This window comes from Gilliamella sp. wkB18, assembly GCF_001690875.1.
Lineage (GTDB): Bacteria > Pseudomonadota > Gammaproteobacteria > Enterobacterales > Orbaceae > Gilliamella > Gilliamella apicola_A.
In genome coordinates, this window is the sequence record NZ_LZHM01000005.1 from 1 (window position 1) to 16,972 (window position 16,972).

Annotated in this window: 16 protein-coding genes, 1 rRNA gene and 1 pseudogene; 15 read left to right on the forward strand and 3 right to left on the reverse strand. The window is 36.1% G+C overall.

The features are described from left to right. The 6 genes and pseudogenes from rrf to csdE form a co-directional block, all read left to right on the forward strand. A 5S ribosomal RNA gene (gene rrf, locus A9G48_RS12030) occupies positions 1 to 82 on the forward strand; the annotation flags it as partial. Positions 83 to 208: 126 nt separating this feature from the next. After that, positions 209 to 304, forward strand: a pseudogene (locus tag A9G48_RS12035) (pseudouridine synthase); the annotation flags it as partial. 482 nt (positions 305 to 786) lie between these two features. After that, positions 787 to 1,782 carry a ubiquinone anaerobic biosynthesis protein UbiU gene (gene ubiU, locus A9G48_RS00050; protein ID WP_034947751.1) on the forward strand — a complete coding sequence of 332 codons (996 nt, stop codon included), beginning with the start codon at positions 787 to 789 and terminating at the stop codon, positions 1,780 to 1,782. Positions 1,783 to 1,865: 83 nt separating this feature from the next. Then, positions 1,866 to 2,744 carry a U32 family peptidase gene (locus A9G48_RS00055; protein ID WP_034947753.1) on the forward strand — a complete coding sequence of 293 codons (879 nt, stop codon included), beginning with the start codon at positions 1,866 to 1,868 and terminating at the stop codon, positions 2,742 to 2,744. Then, a complete protein-coding gene (gene csdA, locus A9G48_RS00060) occupies positions 2,713 to 3,924 on the forward strand; it encodes a cysteine desulfurase CsdA (protein ID WP_034947756.1) in 1,212 nt (403 codons plus the stop codon). The genes A9G48_RS00055 and csdA overlap by 32 nt, the downstream gene beginning before the upstream one ends. Positions 3,925 to 3,992: 68 nt before the next feature. Then, on the forward strand, positions 3,993 to 4,388 hold the full coding sequence (gene csdE / locus A9G48_RS00065) for a cysteine desulfurase sulfur acceptor subunit CsdE (protein ID WP_065574133.1): 396 nt from the start codon (positions 3,993 to 3,995) through the stop codon (positions 4,386 to 4,388). 3 nt (positions 4,389 to 4,391) lie between these two features. Here the strand turns inward: csdE and dolP are convergent, their stop codons facing one another. The 3 genes from dolP to xthA all read right to left on the reverse strand — a co-directional run bounded on the left by dolP (position 4,392) and on the right by xthA (position 8,070). After that, complete coding sequence (gene dolP, locus A9G48_RS00070; protein ID WP_034947761.1) at positions 4,392 to 4,970, reverse strand: division/outer membrane stress-associated lipid-binding lipoprotein; 579 nt, start codon at positions 4,968 to 4,970, stop codon at positions 4,392 to 4,394. Positions 4,971 to 5,898: 928 nt separating this feature from the next. Continuing rightward, complete coding sequence (gene xseA / locus A9G48_RS00075; protein ID WP_065575618.1) at positions 5,899 to 7,233, reverse strand: exodeoxyribonuclease VII large subunit; 1,335 nt, start codon at positions 7,231 to 7,233, stop codon at positions 5,899 to 5,901. A gap of 30 nt (positions 7,234 to 7,263) precedes the next feature. Beyond that, positions 7,264 to 8,070: an exodeoxyribonuclease III gene (xthA, locus tag A9G48_RS00080; RefSeq protein ID WP_034947767.1), complete on the reverse strand. Its 807-nt coding sequence runs from the start codon at positions 8,068 to 8,070 to the stop codon at positions 7,264 to 7,266. A gap of 114 nt (positions 8,071 to 8,184) precedes the next feature. On the opposite strand from xthA, the gene tyrA reads away from it, so the two are divergent. The 9 genes from tyrA to atpD all read left to right on the forward strand — a co-directional run bounded on the left by tyrA (position 8,185) and on the right by atpD (position 16,939). Then, a complete protein-coding gene (tyrA, locus tag A9G48_RS00085; protein ID WP_034947774.1) occupies positions 8,185 to 9,306 on the forward strand; it encodes a bifunctional chorismate mutase/prephenate dehydrogenase in 1,122 nt (373 codons plus the stop codon). Between the two features lie 88 nt (positions 9,307 to 9,394). Next, positions 9,395 to 10,726, forward strand: coding sequence for a phosphoglucosamine mutase (gene glmM / locus A9G48_RS00090; RefSeq protein ID WP_065569297.1), 1,332 nt, complete (start codon positions 9,395 to 9,397; stop codon positions 10,724 to 10,726). Between the two features lie 257 nt (positions 10,727 to 10,983). Next, the gene (atpB, locus tag A9G48_RS00095) at positions 10,984 to 11,766 is read left to right on the forward strand and encodes a F0F1 ATP synthase subunit A (RefSeq protein WP_034947779.1); all 783 of its coding nucleotides are present in this window, start codon (positions 10,984 to 10,986) and stop codon (positions 11,764 to 11,766) included. 34 nt (positions 11,767 to 11,800) lie between these two features. Then, entirely contained in the window at positions 11,801 to 12,028 is a 228-nt protein-coding gene (gene atpE, locus A9G48_RS00100; protein WP_442903327.1) for a F0F1 ATP synthase subunit C, read from the forward strand. 24 nt (positions 12,029 to 12,052) lie between these two features. Then, positions 12,053 to 12,523 carry a F0F1 ATP synthase subunit B gene (gene atpF / locus A9G48_RS00105; RefSeq protein ID WP_034911222.1) on the forward strand — a complete coding sequence of 157 codons (471 nt, stop codon included), beginning with the start codon at positions 12,053 to 12,055 and terminating at the stop codon, positions 12,521 to 12,523. A 13-nt stretch (positions 12,524 to 12,536) separates the two neighbouring features. Next, positions 12,537 to 13,070 carry a F0F1 ATP synthase subunit delta gene (gene atpH, locus A9G48_RS00110; protein WP_065575620.1) on the forward strand — a complete coding sequence of 178 codons (534 nt, stop codon included), beginning with the start codon at positions 12,537 to 12,539 and terminating at the stop codon, positions 13,068 to 13,070. 11 nt (positions 13,071 to 13,081) lie between these two features. Beyond that, a complete protein-coding gene (gene atpA, locus A9G48_RS00115; RefSeq protein WP_034947791.1) occupies positions 13,082 to 14,623 on the forward strand; it encodes a F0F1 ATP synthase subunit alpha in 1,542 nt (513 codons plus the stop codon). Positions 14,624 to 14,637: 14 nt separating this feature from the next. Beyond that, positions 14,638 to 15,507, forward strand: coding sequence for a F0F1 ATP synthase subunit gamma (atpG, locus tag A9G48_RS00120; RefSeq protein WP_034947795.1), 870 nt, complete (start codon positions 14,638 to 14,640; stop codon positions 15,505 to 15,507). A 49-nt stretch (positions 15,508 to 15,556) separates the two neighbouring features. Continuing rightward, positions 15,557 to 16,939 (forward strand): F0F1 ATP synthase subunit beta, encoded by a 1,383-nt coding sequence (gene atpD, locus A9G48_RS00125; RefSeq protein ID WP_034947797.1) that lies wholly within the window; start codon positions 15,557 to 15,559, stop codon positions 16,937 to 16,939. Positions 16,940 to 16,972: the final 33 nt, after the last annotated feature.

Sequence of the window (16,972 nt, forward strand, 5' to 3'; positions counted from 1 at the left end):
CCATGCCGAACTCAGAAGTGAAACGCCGTAGTGCCGATGGTAGTGTGGGTATTACCCATGTGAGAGTAGGGTGCCGCCAGACTTTTTAAATTATAGAGAGCCCAGCAGAGATGCTGGGCTTTTTTACGTCTATTAAATAAATTATATAAATGTATGTTAAATAGAATTTATTTAATGTGTAATATGATAAAATCAGTATAGGAATATAATGAAAACATTAATAGCTTTTAATAAACCGTTTAATGTTGTCACTCAATTTTCGCCTCATGAAAAATATCAGACACTAAAAGACTTTATTCCTTTACATAAGTACATGCAATTTCTATTTCTTAGACCTCACCATTAAAGTCATATATTTCATTAATCGTTTTAAAGGTTTACGGTTGCACTCTAAACATTGCAACATCTTATTGAAAATAGAGTTTTATAAAGATTAGATTTCAAAATTCATTTAGTAGAATCTTTTCAAACTACTTTAGTTATTTTTATTAGTTAATATCTGAAGTTTTTAGTCCATTCACTTTTTTCCTCATTTATAAATAGTTGAGTTAGCTATATATGTATGGAATAATTGTTTAATTCTATTCCACTCTTGCTGTTTTTTATATGAATACAATTAATATTCTACATTTTCATATTTAAGTTCTTTTTTATTTTTATTGTGCTATATAATAGAAATTTTCTTATTCATTTTTTAGCATTATCACGGCTTTCTATTCGCATTACACGGTAAATTATTGCATAATACACAATGTATAAAATACTGATTGTAAATTAGGAATAAATATGGAACTTCTTTGTCCTGCTGGTTCATTGCCATCACTTAAAATTGCTATTGATAACGGAGCTGACGCTGTTTATATTGGTTTAAAGGATGATACCAATGCTCGGCATTTTGCTGGTTTAAATTTTAATGAAAAACGATTGATCGAAGCTTCTGATTATGTGCATAAACGGGGTAAAAAACTTCATATTGCGATTAATACTTTCGCACATCCTAATAATTTTCATCGGTGGCAACATGCGGTAGATATAGCAGCCAATATTGGTGCTGATGCCCTTATTATTGCTGATTTAGCTATCCTAGATTATGCTGCTGAAAAGTATCCTAATATCGAGCGCCATGTTTCTGTGCAAGCTTCATCGACCAATGAGGAGTCAATTAAGTTTTACTATAATAATTTTCAGGTACATCGCATTGTTTTACCGCGTGTACTTTCGATGCATCAAGTTAAACAGTTATCACAAGTTTCACCCGTTCCGCTTGAAGTGTTTGCTTTTGGTAGTTTGTGTATTATGGCGGAAGGTCGATGTTATTTGTCATCTTACTTAACTGGCGAATCACCTAATACTGTTGGCGCTTGTTCGCCTGCCAAATTTGTTCGTTGGGAGGAAACAGAGAAAGGACTGGAATCAAGATTGAATAATGTGTTAATTGATTGTCATAAGAAAGGCGAAAATGCAGGCTATCCAACACTATGTAAAGGTCGTTATTTTGTTGGAGATGAGCTTTATCATCCGATCGAGGAGCCAACAAGTTTAAATACCATTGAGCTATTGCCTGAACTGTTTGCCGCAAATATCGCATCGGTTAAAATAGAAGGTCGTCAGCGTAGCCCAGCTTATGTCGAGCAAGTGACAAAAGTATGGAGACAAGCTATCGATCGCTATAAAGCCAATCCGCAATCGTTCCAAGCAGAACAACGTTGGATAGATACGCTAGGTTCGGTGTCAGAAGGCACACAAACAACATTAGGCGCTTATCATCGTAAATGGCAATAAGGTGAGTTAGCTATAGATAATGTGCTAACAGCATCAAGGTAAATCATTGAAAAAGATCTAACATAAATATAGTGAGCAAAACCATGAAATACGCATTAGGACCAGTGCTTTATTATTGGCCTAAAACTGAAACAGAAGCTTTTTATTACTCTGCTAAAGAGAGTCAGGCGGATATTATTTATATGGGTGAAACCGTTTGTACTAAACGTCGTGAAATGAAAGTCGCTAATTGGCTTGAGCTGGCAAAAGAGATCGCAAAATCAGGCAAGCAAGTTGTGCTGTCAACATTGGCTTTGCTTGAGGCTCCATCGGAACTTAATGAGTTGCGGCAATTAATAAATAATGGTGATTTTTTGGTTGAAGCCAACGATTTGGCGGCAATTAACATTGCACAAGAACATAAGTTGCCGTTTGTTGCTGGCCCAGCTATTAACTGTTATAACGCTTTAACTTTAAAATTATTACAAAAACAAGGTATGGTTCGCTGGTGTATGCCGGTTGAGCTTTCTCGTGATTGGTTGAGCAATGTTCTTAAACAGCTTGAGAGTTTAAATATCGCACGAAATTTTGAAATTGAAGTCTTCAGCTATGGTTATTTACCTTTGGCTTATTCCGCTCGCTGTTTCACTGCAAGATCGGAAGATAAGCCTAAAGATAAATGCGAAACTTGTTGTATTAAGTATCCTGTTGGACGTGAGGTGTTTTCGCAAGAACAACAGAAAGTATTTGTGTTAAACGGCATTCAGACTCAAAGCGGTTATTGTTACAATTTGGGAAATAATTTAAAAGAGATGAAAGAATTGGTCGATATTATTAGAATTTCACCGCTTGGTATTGAAACACTTGATATTATTAAGCTGTTCAAAGCTAACGAAGATGGATTAAATCCACTGCAAATTGAACATAACCGAGATTGTAATGGTTACTGGAATGGGATTGCTGGACTTGAACTTACCCAATAAGCATTTTCTGCCTGAACAGTTTCGGGAAAATTTTTCTGCGCTTAGTCATGATAGCGTATATCTTGATTCGGCAGCAACAGCACTTAAACCGCAAGCCTTGGTCGATGCAACACTGGCGTATTATGCTCAAAACACAGCGACAGCAAAACGCAGTTTACACCAAGATGCTTTGCAAGTAACTGCAACAATTGATAAGGCTAGACAAAATGTTGCTGATTTAATTCATGCTAATAGTAGTGCTGAAATTATCTGGACACGGGGTGCAACCGAGTCAATTAATTTAATTACACAAAGCTATGCCCGCTCGTTGTTACAACCTGGTGATGAAATTATTGTGAGTGAATTAGAGCATCATAGTAATTTATTACCTTGGTTGATTGTGGCTAAGCAAACAAGGGCTAAAGTCATAAAATGGTCGTCCGATGTTAATGAATTATCGTCGTTAATGTCAGAGAAGACGAAAATTGTTGCAATCACCCAAATGTCAAATGTAACAGGTTTTTGTCCTGATTTGTCTGCAATTAGTTGTATTGTTCATCAATATGATGCTGTTTTAGTGGTGGATGGTGCGCAAGGTGTTGTTCATCATGCAATTAATGTTAACCAGTTAGATATCGATTTTTATGTCTTTTCTGCCCATAAATTGTATGGTCCAACGGGGCTTGGCGTTTTATATGGTAAAAAGGCATTACTTGAGCACATGTCGGTTTGGCATGGTGGTGGTAAAATGCTAAAAAGCGCTTCGTTTGATGATTTTATTCAAGAAGATATTCCTTATAAATTTGAAGCTGGCACACCTAATATTGCAGGTATTGTTGGTTTTGATGCCGTACTTGAGTGGTTAAAAAGTTGGGATAATAAGCAAACAGAAAACTACACAAAACAGCTAGCTTATTACGCAAAATCAAAACTAAACCAATTTGCAGGTATTCAATTTTATAGTGTGGATGATAGCTCGATAATCACTTTTAATATCAATAATATTTATCATAATGATATTGCTATTTTGTTAAGTGAACAAAATATTGCCATCCGTACTGGTCAGCTTTGTGCACAGCCTTTGATGAATAAATTAGGATGCCACGGAGTGGTTCGTGTTTCATTGATGCCATATAATAATCAGCAAGATGTGGATAAACTTATTTCAGTATTGCAAAATGCAATTGAAATATTAGAGTAATTTTATACTGAAACGTATAGTTTCCTGAAACTTTTTTACAAACAGTTAACCGTAAATAGGTCAATATTATGCTATCACAGCAAAACTTAACCGAATTATTCGCAAAGCAACATAATTGGCAAGATCGTTATCGACAGTTAGTGATGTTAGCAAAGCAATTGCCTGATTTTCCTGAAGAGCAAAAGACAGCGCAAAATCAAGTCAATGGCTGTGAAAACCGAGTTTGGTTGACTTATCAAAAACAGACAGATAATACCTATGTTTTTAGTGGTGATAGTGAGGGGCGAATTGTAAAAGGTTTAATGGCAATTTTAGTGATTATTGCTAATAATAAAACTGCCAAAGAAATTCTCTCAATCAATTTTCAATCCATATTAAATGAATTTAAAATAACAGCTGAACTCAGCCAATCACGATTGCATGGGTTGGTGAAATTAATCGAGCGCATTCAATCTATAGTATAATAATTAATCTTCTGGATAAGTAAATAGCATTATTACTTTTTTAACACCGCTGACTTTGCTTGCAACTTCAGCGGCAACCCTACCTTCTTCTTGCGTGACGATGCCCATTAAAAAAACTTCACTGTTTTCGGTAACTACTTTGATTTTTCTTGCTTTCGTATCTGCATTTAGTATAAGTTGCGATTTAACTTTTGTTGTTATCCATGTGTCATTTGTGATTGTGCCCGCACCAATAATTTTTCCAATACGGATTTGATTAAATATTTTTTTTATACCGTCTACTTCAGCGACTAGACTTTCAGCCTTCATACTTTGCTCATTATTTCCTTGACCAGTTAAAAGGACATTGCTGTCATAAACACTTGTTGAAATCCGTGAACCAACAAATTCTGAGGCATTATCTTTTAGTTTCATACCAATTTTGGAATTAAGTGTCGTATCGTCAACTTGTGTTCCAGCTGTTCGAGGATCGCTAGCAACCTTTGCTGTGGCTGTGGCACCAGCACCAATTACTGCTGCAACACAGCCTTGTAACATTAATGCACTTGACATTAAAATTACTGTTAAGGCAAATTTTTTCATTATAACTCCTTCAATTTATGGCTAAGCAATATGTAGACAAAGATAGAATTACATTTCATTATGCCTTGGGGAAAGTAATTTGCAAAATAATTTTATTGTTATTTTAATGATAATAATTTAATTTCTACCAAAATAAATAGCTTAGAAAATAATGGCACAATTTCTCTTTACAACTACAATATGCTATCTTCTTATATTAAACAATATAGTTGTGTTTATTAGTTTAAGTATGGATCAAGATTTTATTTATTGGCTTTATGGTTTATCTGCACCAATGGCGCAAGCTAGGGAATTGATTCTTGAGAGGCATGCGCCTTTGATATGATTGCTGATGGACATGCTCTCTAGATATTATCTAATGTATTGTCGATTTACTGAATTAGACAGGTATAAATACAAGATAATCATCAAAAAGTGTTACTAGAATTAGTTGAACAAACTTTTTATGTATGTGGCTATAGTGGCTTCGTAACTGGGGTTATGTGCGTATAGGATATGTGTTAAGTATTGGTATTACCAATAAATATATTACCGAATAAAAAACACTATGGATTTTCTTAAGAATTGCTGTTGGTTCTCAATATTTTTATTAATCGTGGATAACTATTTTACTGGTTAGTCGATTGGATTTGAATTTTGGGAAACACTCAATAATAAAGAAAATCTTGAAGCATTATGCGGTGAATTAAGCCGAGTATCATAAACACATACCATGAAAATATTAATTAGAGACAAGGATTCATCTTGATAAACACAAATTAATTGTTTGTGGTGCCTAAATCAATATCGATTGAATAATGCATAAATTCTCTGAATAATATAATAATTGTCTATTGTTTAGATTATATACTAGCGATTACCAGAATTGCAAAAATGATACTAAAGATTAGTAAAATAGGTTTATCTATAATCTTTAAATATAATTATTTTATTCGTTAATTTTTGTAATTTGACTAATAAGTTTACCTTTTTTCAGCCTTGTTACGATAATGTCACCAATAGCAACTTGCTCAGAGCGACGAACTACTGTGTTGTCTTGGTTCGTGGTAACTGAATAACCTCGTTCAAGTGTAGCTAGAGGACTAACATTATTAAGTTGAGAGGTTTGTAAAATAAATTGATGTTGTGATATTGTTAACCTTTGTTTAATTAAATTGATTAGTTGCTGTTTTTTTTGCCATGTAACTTGCCCTAGATAAACAATATTATTTTGTGGAGATACTCGTAATAATCGTTTATCAAGTGCATTATAGCGATTTGACAGTCTGATCAAATATTGCTGAATATTTTTAGATAATGAATGGCGATAAGTTAAGAGTTGACTCAATTGTTTTTCTAGCTTTGTTTGTGGATGTTGAGTTTGCAATTGATGTCGCCATTTATTGAGTTTTTCTCGACACTGCATTAAATAATAATCCATTGCCATGGATAAATGCTGTTCTTGAGTCTGCAAACGTTTCTCTTGTTCTAAGCTATCTTGGCTAACAAGCTCTGCTGCCGCAGATGGCGTTGCTGCTCTTACATCAGCCACAAAATCGGCAATCGTAAAATCAATTTCATGCCCAATGGCACTGACAATAGGTAATTGACTTGCAAAAATAGCTCTTGCCACCACTTCTTCATTAAATGACCATAAATCTTCAATCGACCCCCCACCCCGACCAACTATTAAGATGTCACATTCTTGACGAATGTTGGCAATGTGAATCATTTTAGCAATTTGCTCGGCTGCTTCGATACCTTGTACTTGCGTTGGGTAAATAATTAAATGCAAACTCGGATCTCGGCGTTTTAATATCTGACAAATATCATGTAATGCCGCACCTGTTGATGAAGTGATAATTCCAACTGTGCGAATATTTTTAGGGAGTGGCTTTTTGTAAATAGCATCAAACATTCCCTCATCAGAAAGCCGTTTTTTTAACTGTTCAAATTTTTGTTGTAATAGCCCGGCACCTGCTGGCTGAATTTTATCAATAACCAGTTGATATTCACCACGAGCTTCGTACAAGGTTACTGTTGCTCTAACTAAAACCTGTTGTCCATTTTGTGGAGCAAAACCTACCCGAAAATTACTGTTGCGAAACATCGCACAACGAACTTGTGCGCTATCGTCTTTTAACGAAAAATACCAATGACCTGATGATGGACGTGAAAAGTTAGAAACTTCGCCCACTAACCAGATCTGTCCAATTGCATCAGACAGTAAATCTTTAACGATTTGATTAAGATCTTTGACCGATAAAACCGAGCTGTTTTGCATGTGATGATCCCTTATTGCGATGATACAGATTTATACTAAATCAAATTTAGCCCAAATTGGAGCATGGTCAGAGGGTTTTTCCATTGCTCGAATAGCATAATCAATCCCTGTTTGTTGACAGTGTGCTAGCAATTTTTGACTAGCTAAAATTAAATCAATCCTAAGACCAGTATCTGTTTCAAACCCTTTTGAGCGGTAATCGAACCATGAATATTCTTGCTTTGTTGGATGTTCGTTACGGTAAGTATCAATAAAGCCAAGTGACATTAAATTGTTGATCCATTCACGCTCTTGCGGCAAAAATGAACATTTACCTGTACGAAGCCAACGTTTACGGCTTTCTTCTGAAATACCAATATCTAAATCAGTTGGACTGATGTTCATATCCCCCATAATTAAAGTTAATTGATTATTTAATTGATATTCTTGTAAATAATTATTCAGATCTTGATAAAATTTACGTTTAGCTGGGTATTTAGTTTCATGATGTAAACTTTCACCTTGCGGAAAATAACCATTAATTACGGTTAAATTCCCTTTACTAGTAGGTAATTCGGCCATAATTAAACGGCATTGTGCTTCATCCCCATCGGTTGGAAAACCGCATTGTACCGACAGAGGTTTTTGCTTTGTTAGTAAAGCAACTCCGTAATGTCCTTTTTGCCCATGGTAGTTTAGGTAATAACCAAATGGTTCAAGCTCAGCAATAGGAAACTGGTTGTTATGGACTTTCGTTTCTTGTAAACCAATTACATCAGGCTGGTATTTATCAATAATAGCTGCTAATTGGTGAATTCGGGCACGAAGGCTGTTAATATTAAATGAGATAACATTCATGTTGATTTATTGTCTTGTATTTGATGTTCTAAATACGCATCGTACCAAAAATACGTTATACTGTTAAGCTATTACAGAAAAACAACTCTTTGTGATAATAAGGAACTATCCAATATGTTTAAGGAACTACTTGCCTTACGCGATAAAATTGATGAAGTTGATCAATCTATTTTATCTTTAATTATAAAACGATTAGCGTTAGTTGCCGAAGTTGGCGAAGTAAAAAGCAAGTACGGTATTCCCATCTATGATCCTCAACGCGAAGCCGATATGCTAGCTAAAAGACGGCAAGAGGCTAAAGAGCAAGGTGTTTCTCCTGCTTTAATGGAAGATATTTTACGTCGTTTGATGCGTGAATCTTATATTAGCGAAAATGATAAAGGTTTTAAAAAAGTCTATAGTGGTCAAGGAGCAATAGTGATTGTTGGTGGTGATGGGCAAATGGGGCGATTGTTTGCTCGTTTATTTACCTTATCTGGGTATCAAGTTAAAACATTAGGTTCAAAAACGATGCATCAAGCAGCCGAAGTGGTTACTGATGCAGCGGCAGTTATCATGACGGTACCTATTAACAAAACTTGTGAAATTATTAAACAACTACCGCCATTACCCAAAGATTGTATTTTAACGGATTTTACATCCATAAAGGCTAAACCTCTCCAAGAAATGCTTGATAAGCATCAAGGTCCTGTCGTTGGTTTACATCCAATGTTTGGTCCGGATGTTCCGAATTTAGCAAAACAAATTATTGTTTATTGCCAAGGGCGTGATCCCGCCAAATATCAATGGTTAATTGAGCAAATGCGAATTTGGGGTGCTAATTTATGTGCAATTGATGCTAAAGAACATGACAAATGTATGTCGTTCATCCAAGCATTACGTCATTTCACTTCGTTCTCATATGGTGTCAATTTACAACGAGAACAAGCTGATTTAGAGCAATTGATCGCACTTTCTTCTCCTATTTATCGACTTGAGCTGATGATGATTGGGCGATTGTTTGCTCAAGATCCTGAGCTGTATGCCGATATCATTATGGCATCAGATGATAATATCGAATTAATCAAACGTTATTATGATTGCTTTGGAAAAATGGTTGAGGTTATTGAAGAGCGCGATAAAGCTAAATTTGTTGATAATTTTAATGAAGTTTCCAAATGGTTTGGTAATTATGCCAAGCATTTTATAAAAGAAAGCCAAGCTTTATTGAAATTGGCTAATGATAATCGTGAATAATTCGTATGAAATTTTTTTGAAGGATAATGAAAAAAACTAATTATTGATAAGAGCTGCCTAAAAAGTAGGTCTGAGTATGAGGAAAAAAATGTCTAATCGAAAATATTTTGGTACAGATGGAATTAGAGGTAAAGTTGGGCAGTATCCTATTACGCCTGACTTTGCGCTCAAATTAGGTTGGGCAGCTGGACGAGTTCTTGCTAAAGATGGTGTAAAAAAAGTATTAATCGGTAAAGATACCCGTATTTCTGGCTATATGCTTGAATCAGCACTAGAGGCAGGTTTTGCTTCAGCTGGTGTTGCCGCCGCCTTTACTGGACCAATGCCGACTCCTGCTATCGCTTATTTAACGCGAACATTTAGGGCTGATGCCGGCGTTGTTATTTCTGCATCACACAATCCTTTTTATGATAATGGTATTAAATTTTTTTCAACGGAAGGGAAAAAACTTGATGATGCCATTGAATTAGAAATCGAAGCTCAGCTTGAAAAAGAGATTGACTGCGTCGAATCTAAACAACTTGGACGAGCAAGTCGCATAACCGATGCAGCAGGTCGTTATATCGAATTTTGTAAAAGTACTTTTAATCACGATTTAAGTTTAGCAGGGCTTAAAATAGTTGTTGATTGTGCAAATGGTGCTACCTATCATATTGCGCCAAAAGTATTACGAGAGCTTGGCGCAAAAGTCATTAAAATTGGTTGCGAACCTGATGGTGTAAATATTAATGAAAATTGTGGTGCTACTGATATAAGAGCTCTTGCTAAATGTGTTATTGATGAAAAAGCAGATTTAGGTTTCGCCTTAGATGGTGATGGAGATCGCATCATTATGGTTGACCACAAAGGGAGAAAAATTGATGGTGATTTAATTATTTATATCATTGCACGAGAAGCATTAAGACAAGGACAATTAAAAGGTGGTGTCGTCGGAACGTTGATGAGCAATATGGGGCTTGAAATAGCACTTAAAAATCTTGGTATTCCATTTGTTAGATCAAACGTTGGTGATCGTTATGTCCTTGAAAAATTAATTGAAAAAAATTGGCGCTTAGGTGCTGAAAATTCTGGTCATGTATTATTATTAGATAAAACCACAACCGGTGATGGCATTATAGCTGGTTTACAAGTTTTAACCGCTATGATCCGTAATGATATGTCTTTAGCTGATTTATGCAGTGGCATGACCATGCTGCCTCAAATATTAATTAATGTGCGATTTTCAGCAAAAGATGATCCTTTGATTAAACCAACGGTAAAATCAGCTATTGAACAAGCAGAAAAACAATTAGGTAACCAGGGGCGCGTTTTAATCCGTAAATCGGGAACAGAGCCTCTTATACGTGTTATGGTTGAAGGTATCGATGAACTTGAAGTACAAAAATTAGCTGAATTTATCGCTACTGCTGTTAAAGCTTAAAAAAGGATATATTTCTATCAGCTCATTGAGTGATTAATGGACTTTTTTTTCATAACGTAATGGGGTAAGTTATGTACTCTTAACAAAAAATTAGTAAAAAGTGTCTAAATTCTTAATTTAGTTAATCAAAGGTTGACTTACTATAGGGATTTGGGTTTAAAATAGAAGCTTATGGTTATTACAGCGATTGTTTATACCTTTTAAAGGTATAAAACATAAGTAATATTTTTATATTTAAGAATAGGTAAGAAGGTTATATGGCAGTCTCCTCTCCAGCTTCACCGCAGGCTTATATAAAACACCATCTTGAAAATTTACAAGTGGGGTCAGGATTTTGGACATTTAATCTTGATTCATTATTTTTTTCAATAATACTTGGTGTTATTTTTCTATGGATTTTCCGTTGCGTTGCAAAGAAAGCCACCAGTGGTGTTCCAAGTAAATTGCAATGCGCTGTTGAAATGATTTTCGAGTTTGTTAATAATACAGTAAAAGACATGTTTACAGGGCAAAATAAACTTATTGCGCCTTTAGCTTTAACAGTGTTTATCTGGATCTTCTTAATGAACTTAATGGATCTTATACCCGTTGATTTTCTACCTTATGCGAGTCAATACTTGGGTCTTTCTCATTTAAGAGTAGTACCAACAGCTGATGTCAGCATTACCATGTCAATGGCTTTAGGTGTTTTTTTCTTAATTATCATTTATTCTATCAAGTACAAAGGGATTTCAGGGTTTATTAAAGATTACACACTTCATCCATTTAATCATTGGGCCTTTGCGCCAGTAAACCTTGTACTTGAATTAGTTGGTCTTTTAGCTAAACCGTTATCTTTAGGACTTCGACTTTTCGGTAATATGTATGCAGGTGAACTTATTTTCATTCTAATTGCTGCATTGATACCATGGTGGTCACAGTGGGTATTATCATTACCTTGGGCTATCTTCCATATTTTAATTATTACATTACAAGCATTTATTTTTATGGTGTTGACGATTGTCTATTTAGCAATGGCATCGGCGACGGAAGAACATTAATTTCAATATTTTTTATAGTTAACTGGAGTATATAATGGAAATTTTATATGTAGCCGCAGGCATAATGATGGGGTTAGCTGCTGTTGGTGGTGCAATTGGTATTGGTATTCTAGGTGGTAAATTTTTAGAAGGCGCCGCTCGCCAACCAGAATTAATACCTATGTTACGAACCCAATTTTTCATCGTTATGGGATTAGTTGATGCAATCCCAATGATCTGTGTAGGTATTGCACTTTACGTTATCTTTGCTGTTGCAGGTTAATAAAAATTTAAGAGGAATCGTGTCATGAATATGAACGCAACTCTCCTCGGCCAAGCAATTACATTTGTATTGTTTGTTTGGTTCTGTATGAAGTTTGTTTGGCCTCCTGTTATTGGCGCGATTGAAAAACGCCAAAAAGAGATAGCCGAAGGACTTGCTTCAGCAGAAACAGCAAAAAAAGATTTGGAATTAGCCAAAGCAAATACATCTGACATAATGCAACAGGCTAAGGTTGAGGCTAATGCAATTATTGAGCAAGCGAATAAACGCAAAGCAATCATTCTTGAAGAAGCAAAGCAAGAAGCTTCTCGCGAAAAAGAACGAATTGTTGCTCAAGGGCTTGCCGAAGTAGAAGCTGAACGCAAACGAGCAAGAGAAGAGCTTAAACAGCAAGTCGCTACACTCGCTATTGCTGGTGCAGAAAAAATTATTGAACGTTCTGTTAATGAAGCCGCAAATAGCGACATCATTGATAAACTCGTAGCTGAACTATAAGGAGAATAGAGCAATGGCTGACTTAATTACGATTGCTCGCCCTTATGCTAAAGCCGCTTTCGAATTTGCGATAGAAAAAAATAACATCGAATCATGGCATAAAATGTTAGTGTTAGCATCTAAAGTGAGCAAAGATGCTCAAATAAGAAGTGTTTTAACATCTGACATGAAAGCTGATTCAGTGGCTAACTTACTCATCAACATCTGTAAAGATGTGTTAGATGAGTTTAGCACTAACTTTATTAGGATTATGGCTGAAAACAAACGGTTATCGCTTCTTCCCGAAGTATTAATTTTGTTTGAGCAATATTGTTTAGAAAAAGAGGCCCAAGCAGATGTTGATGTTATTTCTGCCAATGAGCTAACCAATGAACAACTTAATAAAATTTCTGTCGCTGTCGAAAAACGTTTATCACGAAAAGTAAAACTAAAATGTTATATAGATAAATCGCTCATTTCTGGTTTTATTATTCGTACGGGCGATATGGTTATTGATAGTAGTATCAGAGGGCGTTTAAATCGTTTAAATGACGCTCTACAGTCTTAAGGGGACTGATAATGCAGCTAAATTCAACTGAAATAAGTGAACTAATTAAAGAGCGAATAGCTCAGTTCAATATTGTGAGTGATGCTCACAATGAAGGAACTATCATATCTGTAAGTGATGGTATTCTTCGAATTTACGGATTAACCGATGTAATGCAAGGCGAAATGATTGCATTACCAGGGGGCCGATATGCAATGGCATTAAATCTTGAAAGAGATTCAGTCGGTGCAGTGGTCATGGGACCATACGAAGATTTGTCTGAAGGAATGAAAGTGCAATGTACTGGTCGTATTTTACAAGTTCCAGTCGGCGAAGGTTTATTAGGTCGTGTTATTAACACATTAGGTGAGCCAATTGATGGTAAGGGTTCGATTCAGCATGATGGCTTTTCACCAGTTGAAGTCGTTGCCCCTGGTGTTATCGAACGAAAATCTGTTGACCAAGCATTACAAACTGGTTATAAAGCCGTTGACTCAATGATTCCAATTGGACGTGGTCAGCGTGAACTTATCATTGGTGACCGCCAAACGGGTAAAACAGCACTTGCTGTCGATGCAATTATCAACCAACGTGATTCAGGTGTAAAATGTATCTATGTCGCCATTGGTCAAAAACAATCGACCATTGCCAATGTTGTACGCAAACTTGAAGAGCATGGGGCACTTAAAAACACGATTGTGGTTGTGGCATCAGCGTCTGAATCAGCTGCACTACAATACTTAGCACCCTATGCTGGTTGTGCAATGGGTGAGTACTTCCGTGACCGTGGTCAAGATGCGTTAATTGTTTATGATGATTTATCTAAACAAGCTGTTGCTTATCGCCAAATTTCGTTATTACTTCGTCGCCCACCTGGACGTGAAGCTTATCCTGGCGATGTATTTTATCTTCATTCTCGTTTACTTGAACGTGCAGCTCGTGTTAATGAGACCTATGTTGAAGAGTACACTAAAGGTGAAGTTAAAGGGAAAACTGGCTCATTAACAGCATTACCAATTATTGAAACGCAGGCTGGTGACGTTTCAGCATTCGTACCAACTAACGTAATTTCGATTACTGATGGTCAGATTTTCCTTGAAACTAGCCTATTTAATTCAGGTATCCGCCCTGCGGTTAACCCTGGTATTTCGGTTTCACGTGTAGGTGGTGCAGCACAAACTAAGATAATGAAAAAATTATCAGGTGGTATTCGTACTGCGCTTGCTCAGTATCGTGAATTAGCTGCGTTTTCTCAGTTTGCATCAGATTTAGATGAAGCAACAAGAAACCAATTAAGTCACGGCGAAAAAGTAACAGAATTGTTAAAACAAAAACAATACTCACCTATGACTGTTGCTGAGCAATCTATTGTACTTTATGCTGCTGAGCGAGGTTACCTTGAAGATGTAGAATTGGCTAAAGTATTACCGTTTGAAACAGCACTACTTGCTTATGCTCATAGTCAATATGCTGATTTTATCAAATTAATCGATGAAACTGGCAATTACAATGATGAGATTGAAACTAAGCTAAAAGAATTACTTGAAAGCTTTAAATCAACTCAAACATGGTAAGGGTGAGGTAGAAAATGGCTAATGCAAAAGAGATTAGAACAAAAATTGCCAGTATCCAAAGTACGCAAAAAATCACTAAAGCAATGGAAATGGTTGCTAATTCTAAAATGCGTAAAACGCAAGATAGAATGGCTGCTAGTCGACCATATGCTGAAATGATTCGTGAAGTAATTGGACATTTAGCGTTAGCTCAGATAGGAACCAGACATTCTTATTTAGAAGAAAGAGATGTGAAAAGAGTTGGCTATCTTATTATTTCAACCGATCGTGGTTTATGTGGTGGTTTAAATATTAATCTTTTTAAAACTGTCGTTGCTGATATGTCAACATGGCAGGAAGAGGGTGTTGAAACTGATGTGGCTTTAATTGGTTCTCGAGGTGTTTCATTCTTTTCATCTGTAAAAACGAACATCTTAACTCAAGTAACTAACTTAGGGGACGAACCAAATTTATCTGATTTAATTGGTCCAGTAAAAACAATGCTTGAAGCATATGACAACGGAAAAATTGATAGATTATATATTGTTACCAATAGATTTATTAATACCATGTCACAAAAGCCAACAATACAGCAGTTATTACCATTACCACATTCAGAAGATAAAAAACTTAATGCTTCATCATGGGATTATATTTATGAGCCGGATGCTAAATCACTATTAGATGTAATTTTACGTCGCTATATTGAATCACAAGTTTATCAAGCTGTGGTTGAAAATCTAGCGAGTGAACAAGCAGCAAGAATGGTGGCTATGAAAGCGGCAACCGATAACGGTGCAAACTTAATCAATGAATTACAAATTGTGTATAACAAAGCACGTCAAGGTGCAATTACCAATGAGTTGATTGATATTGTATCTGGTGCAGCCGCTGTTTCTGGTTAATGCTAAATATATTGGCTTATAGTTAAGAAAAAGACGTAGAGGAATAAAAATGGCTACTGGAAAGATTGTCCAGATCATCGGTGCGGTGGTTGATGTCGAATTCCCAGAAGATGCAGTACCAAAGGTATATGATGCATTAGAAGTGGAAACTGGCACCGAGAAATTAGTTCTGGAAGTTCAGCAACAATTAGGTGGTGGTGTTGTTTGTTGTATTGCAATGGGATCATCTGATGGCTTAAGACGAGGGCTTAAAGTTGTAAACACTGGTCACGGTATTGAAGTACCTGTAGGTACTAAAACGCTAGGGCGTATTATGAACGTGCTTGGTGAACCTGTTGATAAAGCAGGTCCTATTGGTGAAGAAGAACGTTGGGCGATTCACCGTGCTGCCCCAACCTATGAAGAGCTTGCAAACTCAACTGAATTACTTGAAACAGGTATTAAAGTTATCGACCTAATTTGTCCATTTGCTAAAGGTGGTAAAGTTGGTCTATTTGGTGGTGCTGGTGTAGGTAAAACCGTTAATATGATGGAGTTGATCCGTAATATCGCTATTGAACACTCAGGTTACTCAGTGTTTACTGGTGTGGGTGAACGCACTCGTGAAGGCAATGACTTTTACCACGAAATGAAAGAATCAAACGTGCTTGATAAAGTATCATTAGTTTACGGCCAAATGAATGAGCCACCAGGAAACCGTTTACGTGTTGCGTTAACTGGTTTGACTATGGCTGAAAAATTCCGTGACGAAGGTAAAGATGTTTTATTATTCATCGATAATATTTATCGTTATACCTTAGCTGGTACCGAAGTATCAGCGTTATTAGGTCGTATGCCATCGGCAGTAGGTTATCAACCAACATTAGCTGAAGAAATGGGGTTACTACAAGAACGTATTACTTCAACTAAGACTGGTTCGATTACTTCAATCCAAGCGGTGTATGTGCCAGCAGATGACTTGACTGACCCATCACCAGCAACAACCTTTGCTCACTTAGATGCGACAATCGTATTAAGTCGACAAATTGCTTCTTTAGGTATCTATCCGGCAGTGGATCCATTAGATTCAACTAGTCGTCAATTAGATCCTTTAGTTGTTGGTCAAGAGCACTATGATTGTGCCCGTGGTGTTCAGTCAATTCTACAACGCTACCAAGAATTAAAAGATATTATTGCTATTCTTGGTATGGATGAGTTATCTGAAGATGATAAATTGATTGTTGCTCGTGCACGTAAAATTCAGCGCTTCTTATCTCAACCATTCTTTGTTGCAGAAGTATTTACTGGTTCACCAGGAAAATATGTACCTTTAAAAGATACGATCAGTGCATTTAAAGGAATCATGAATGGTGATTATGACCATATCCCTGAACAAGCATTCTATATGGTTGGTTCAATTGATGAAGCGATTGAGAAGGCAAAATCTCTCTAAGAGATTCATTGAACGAAGATCGTATTAATGGAG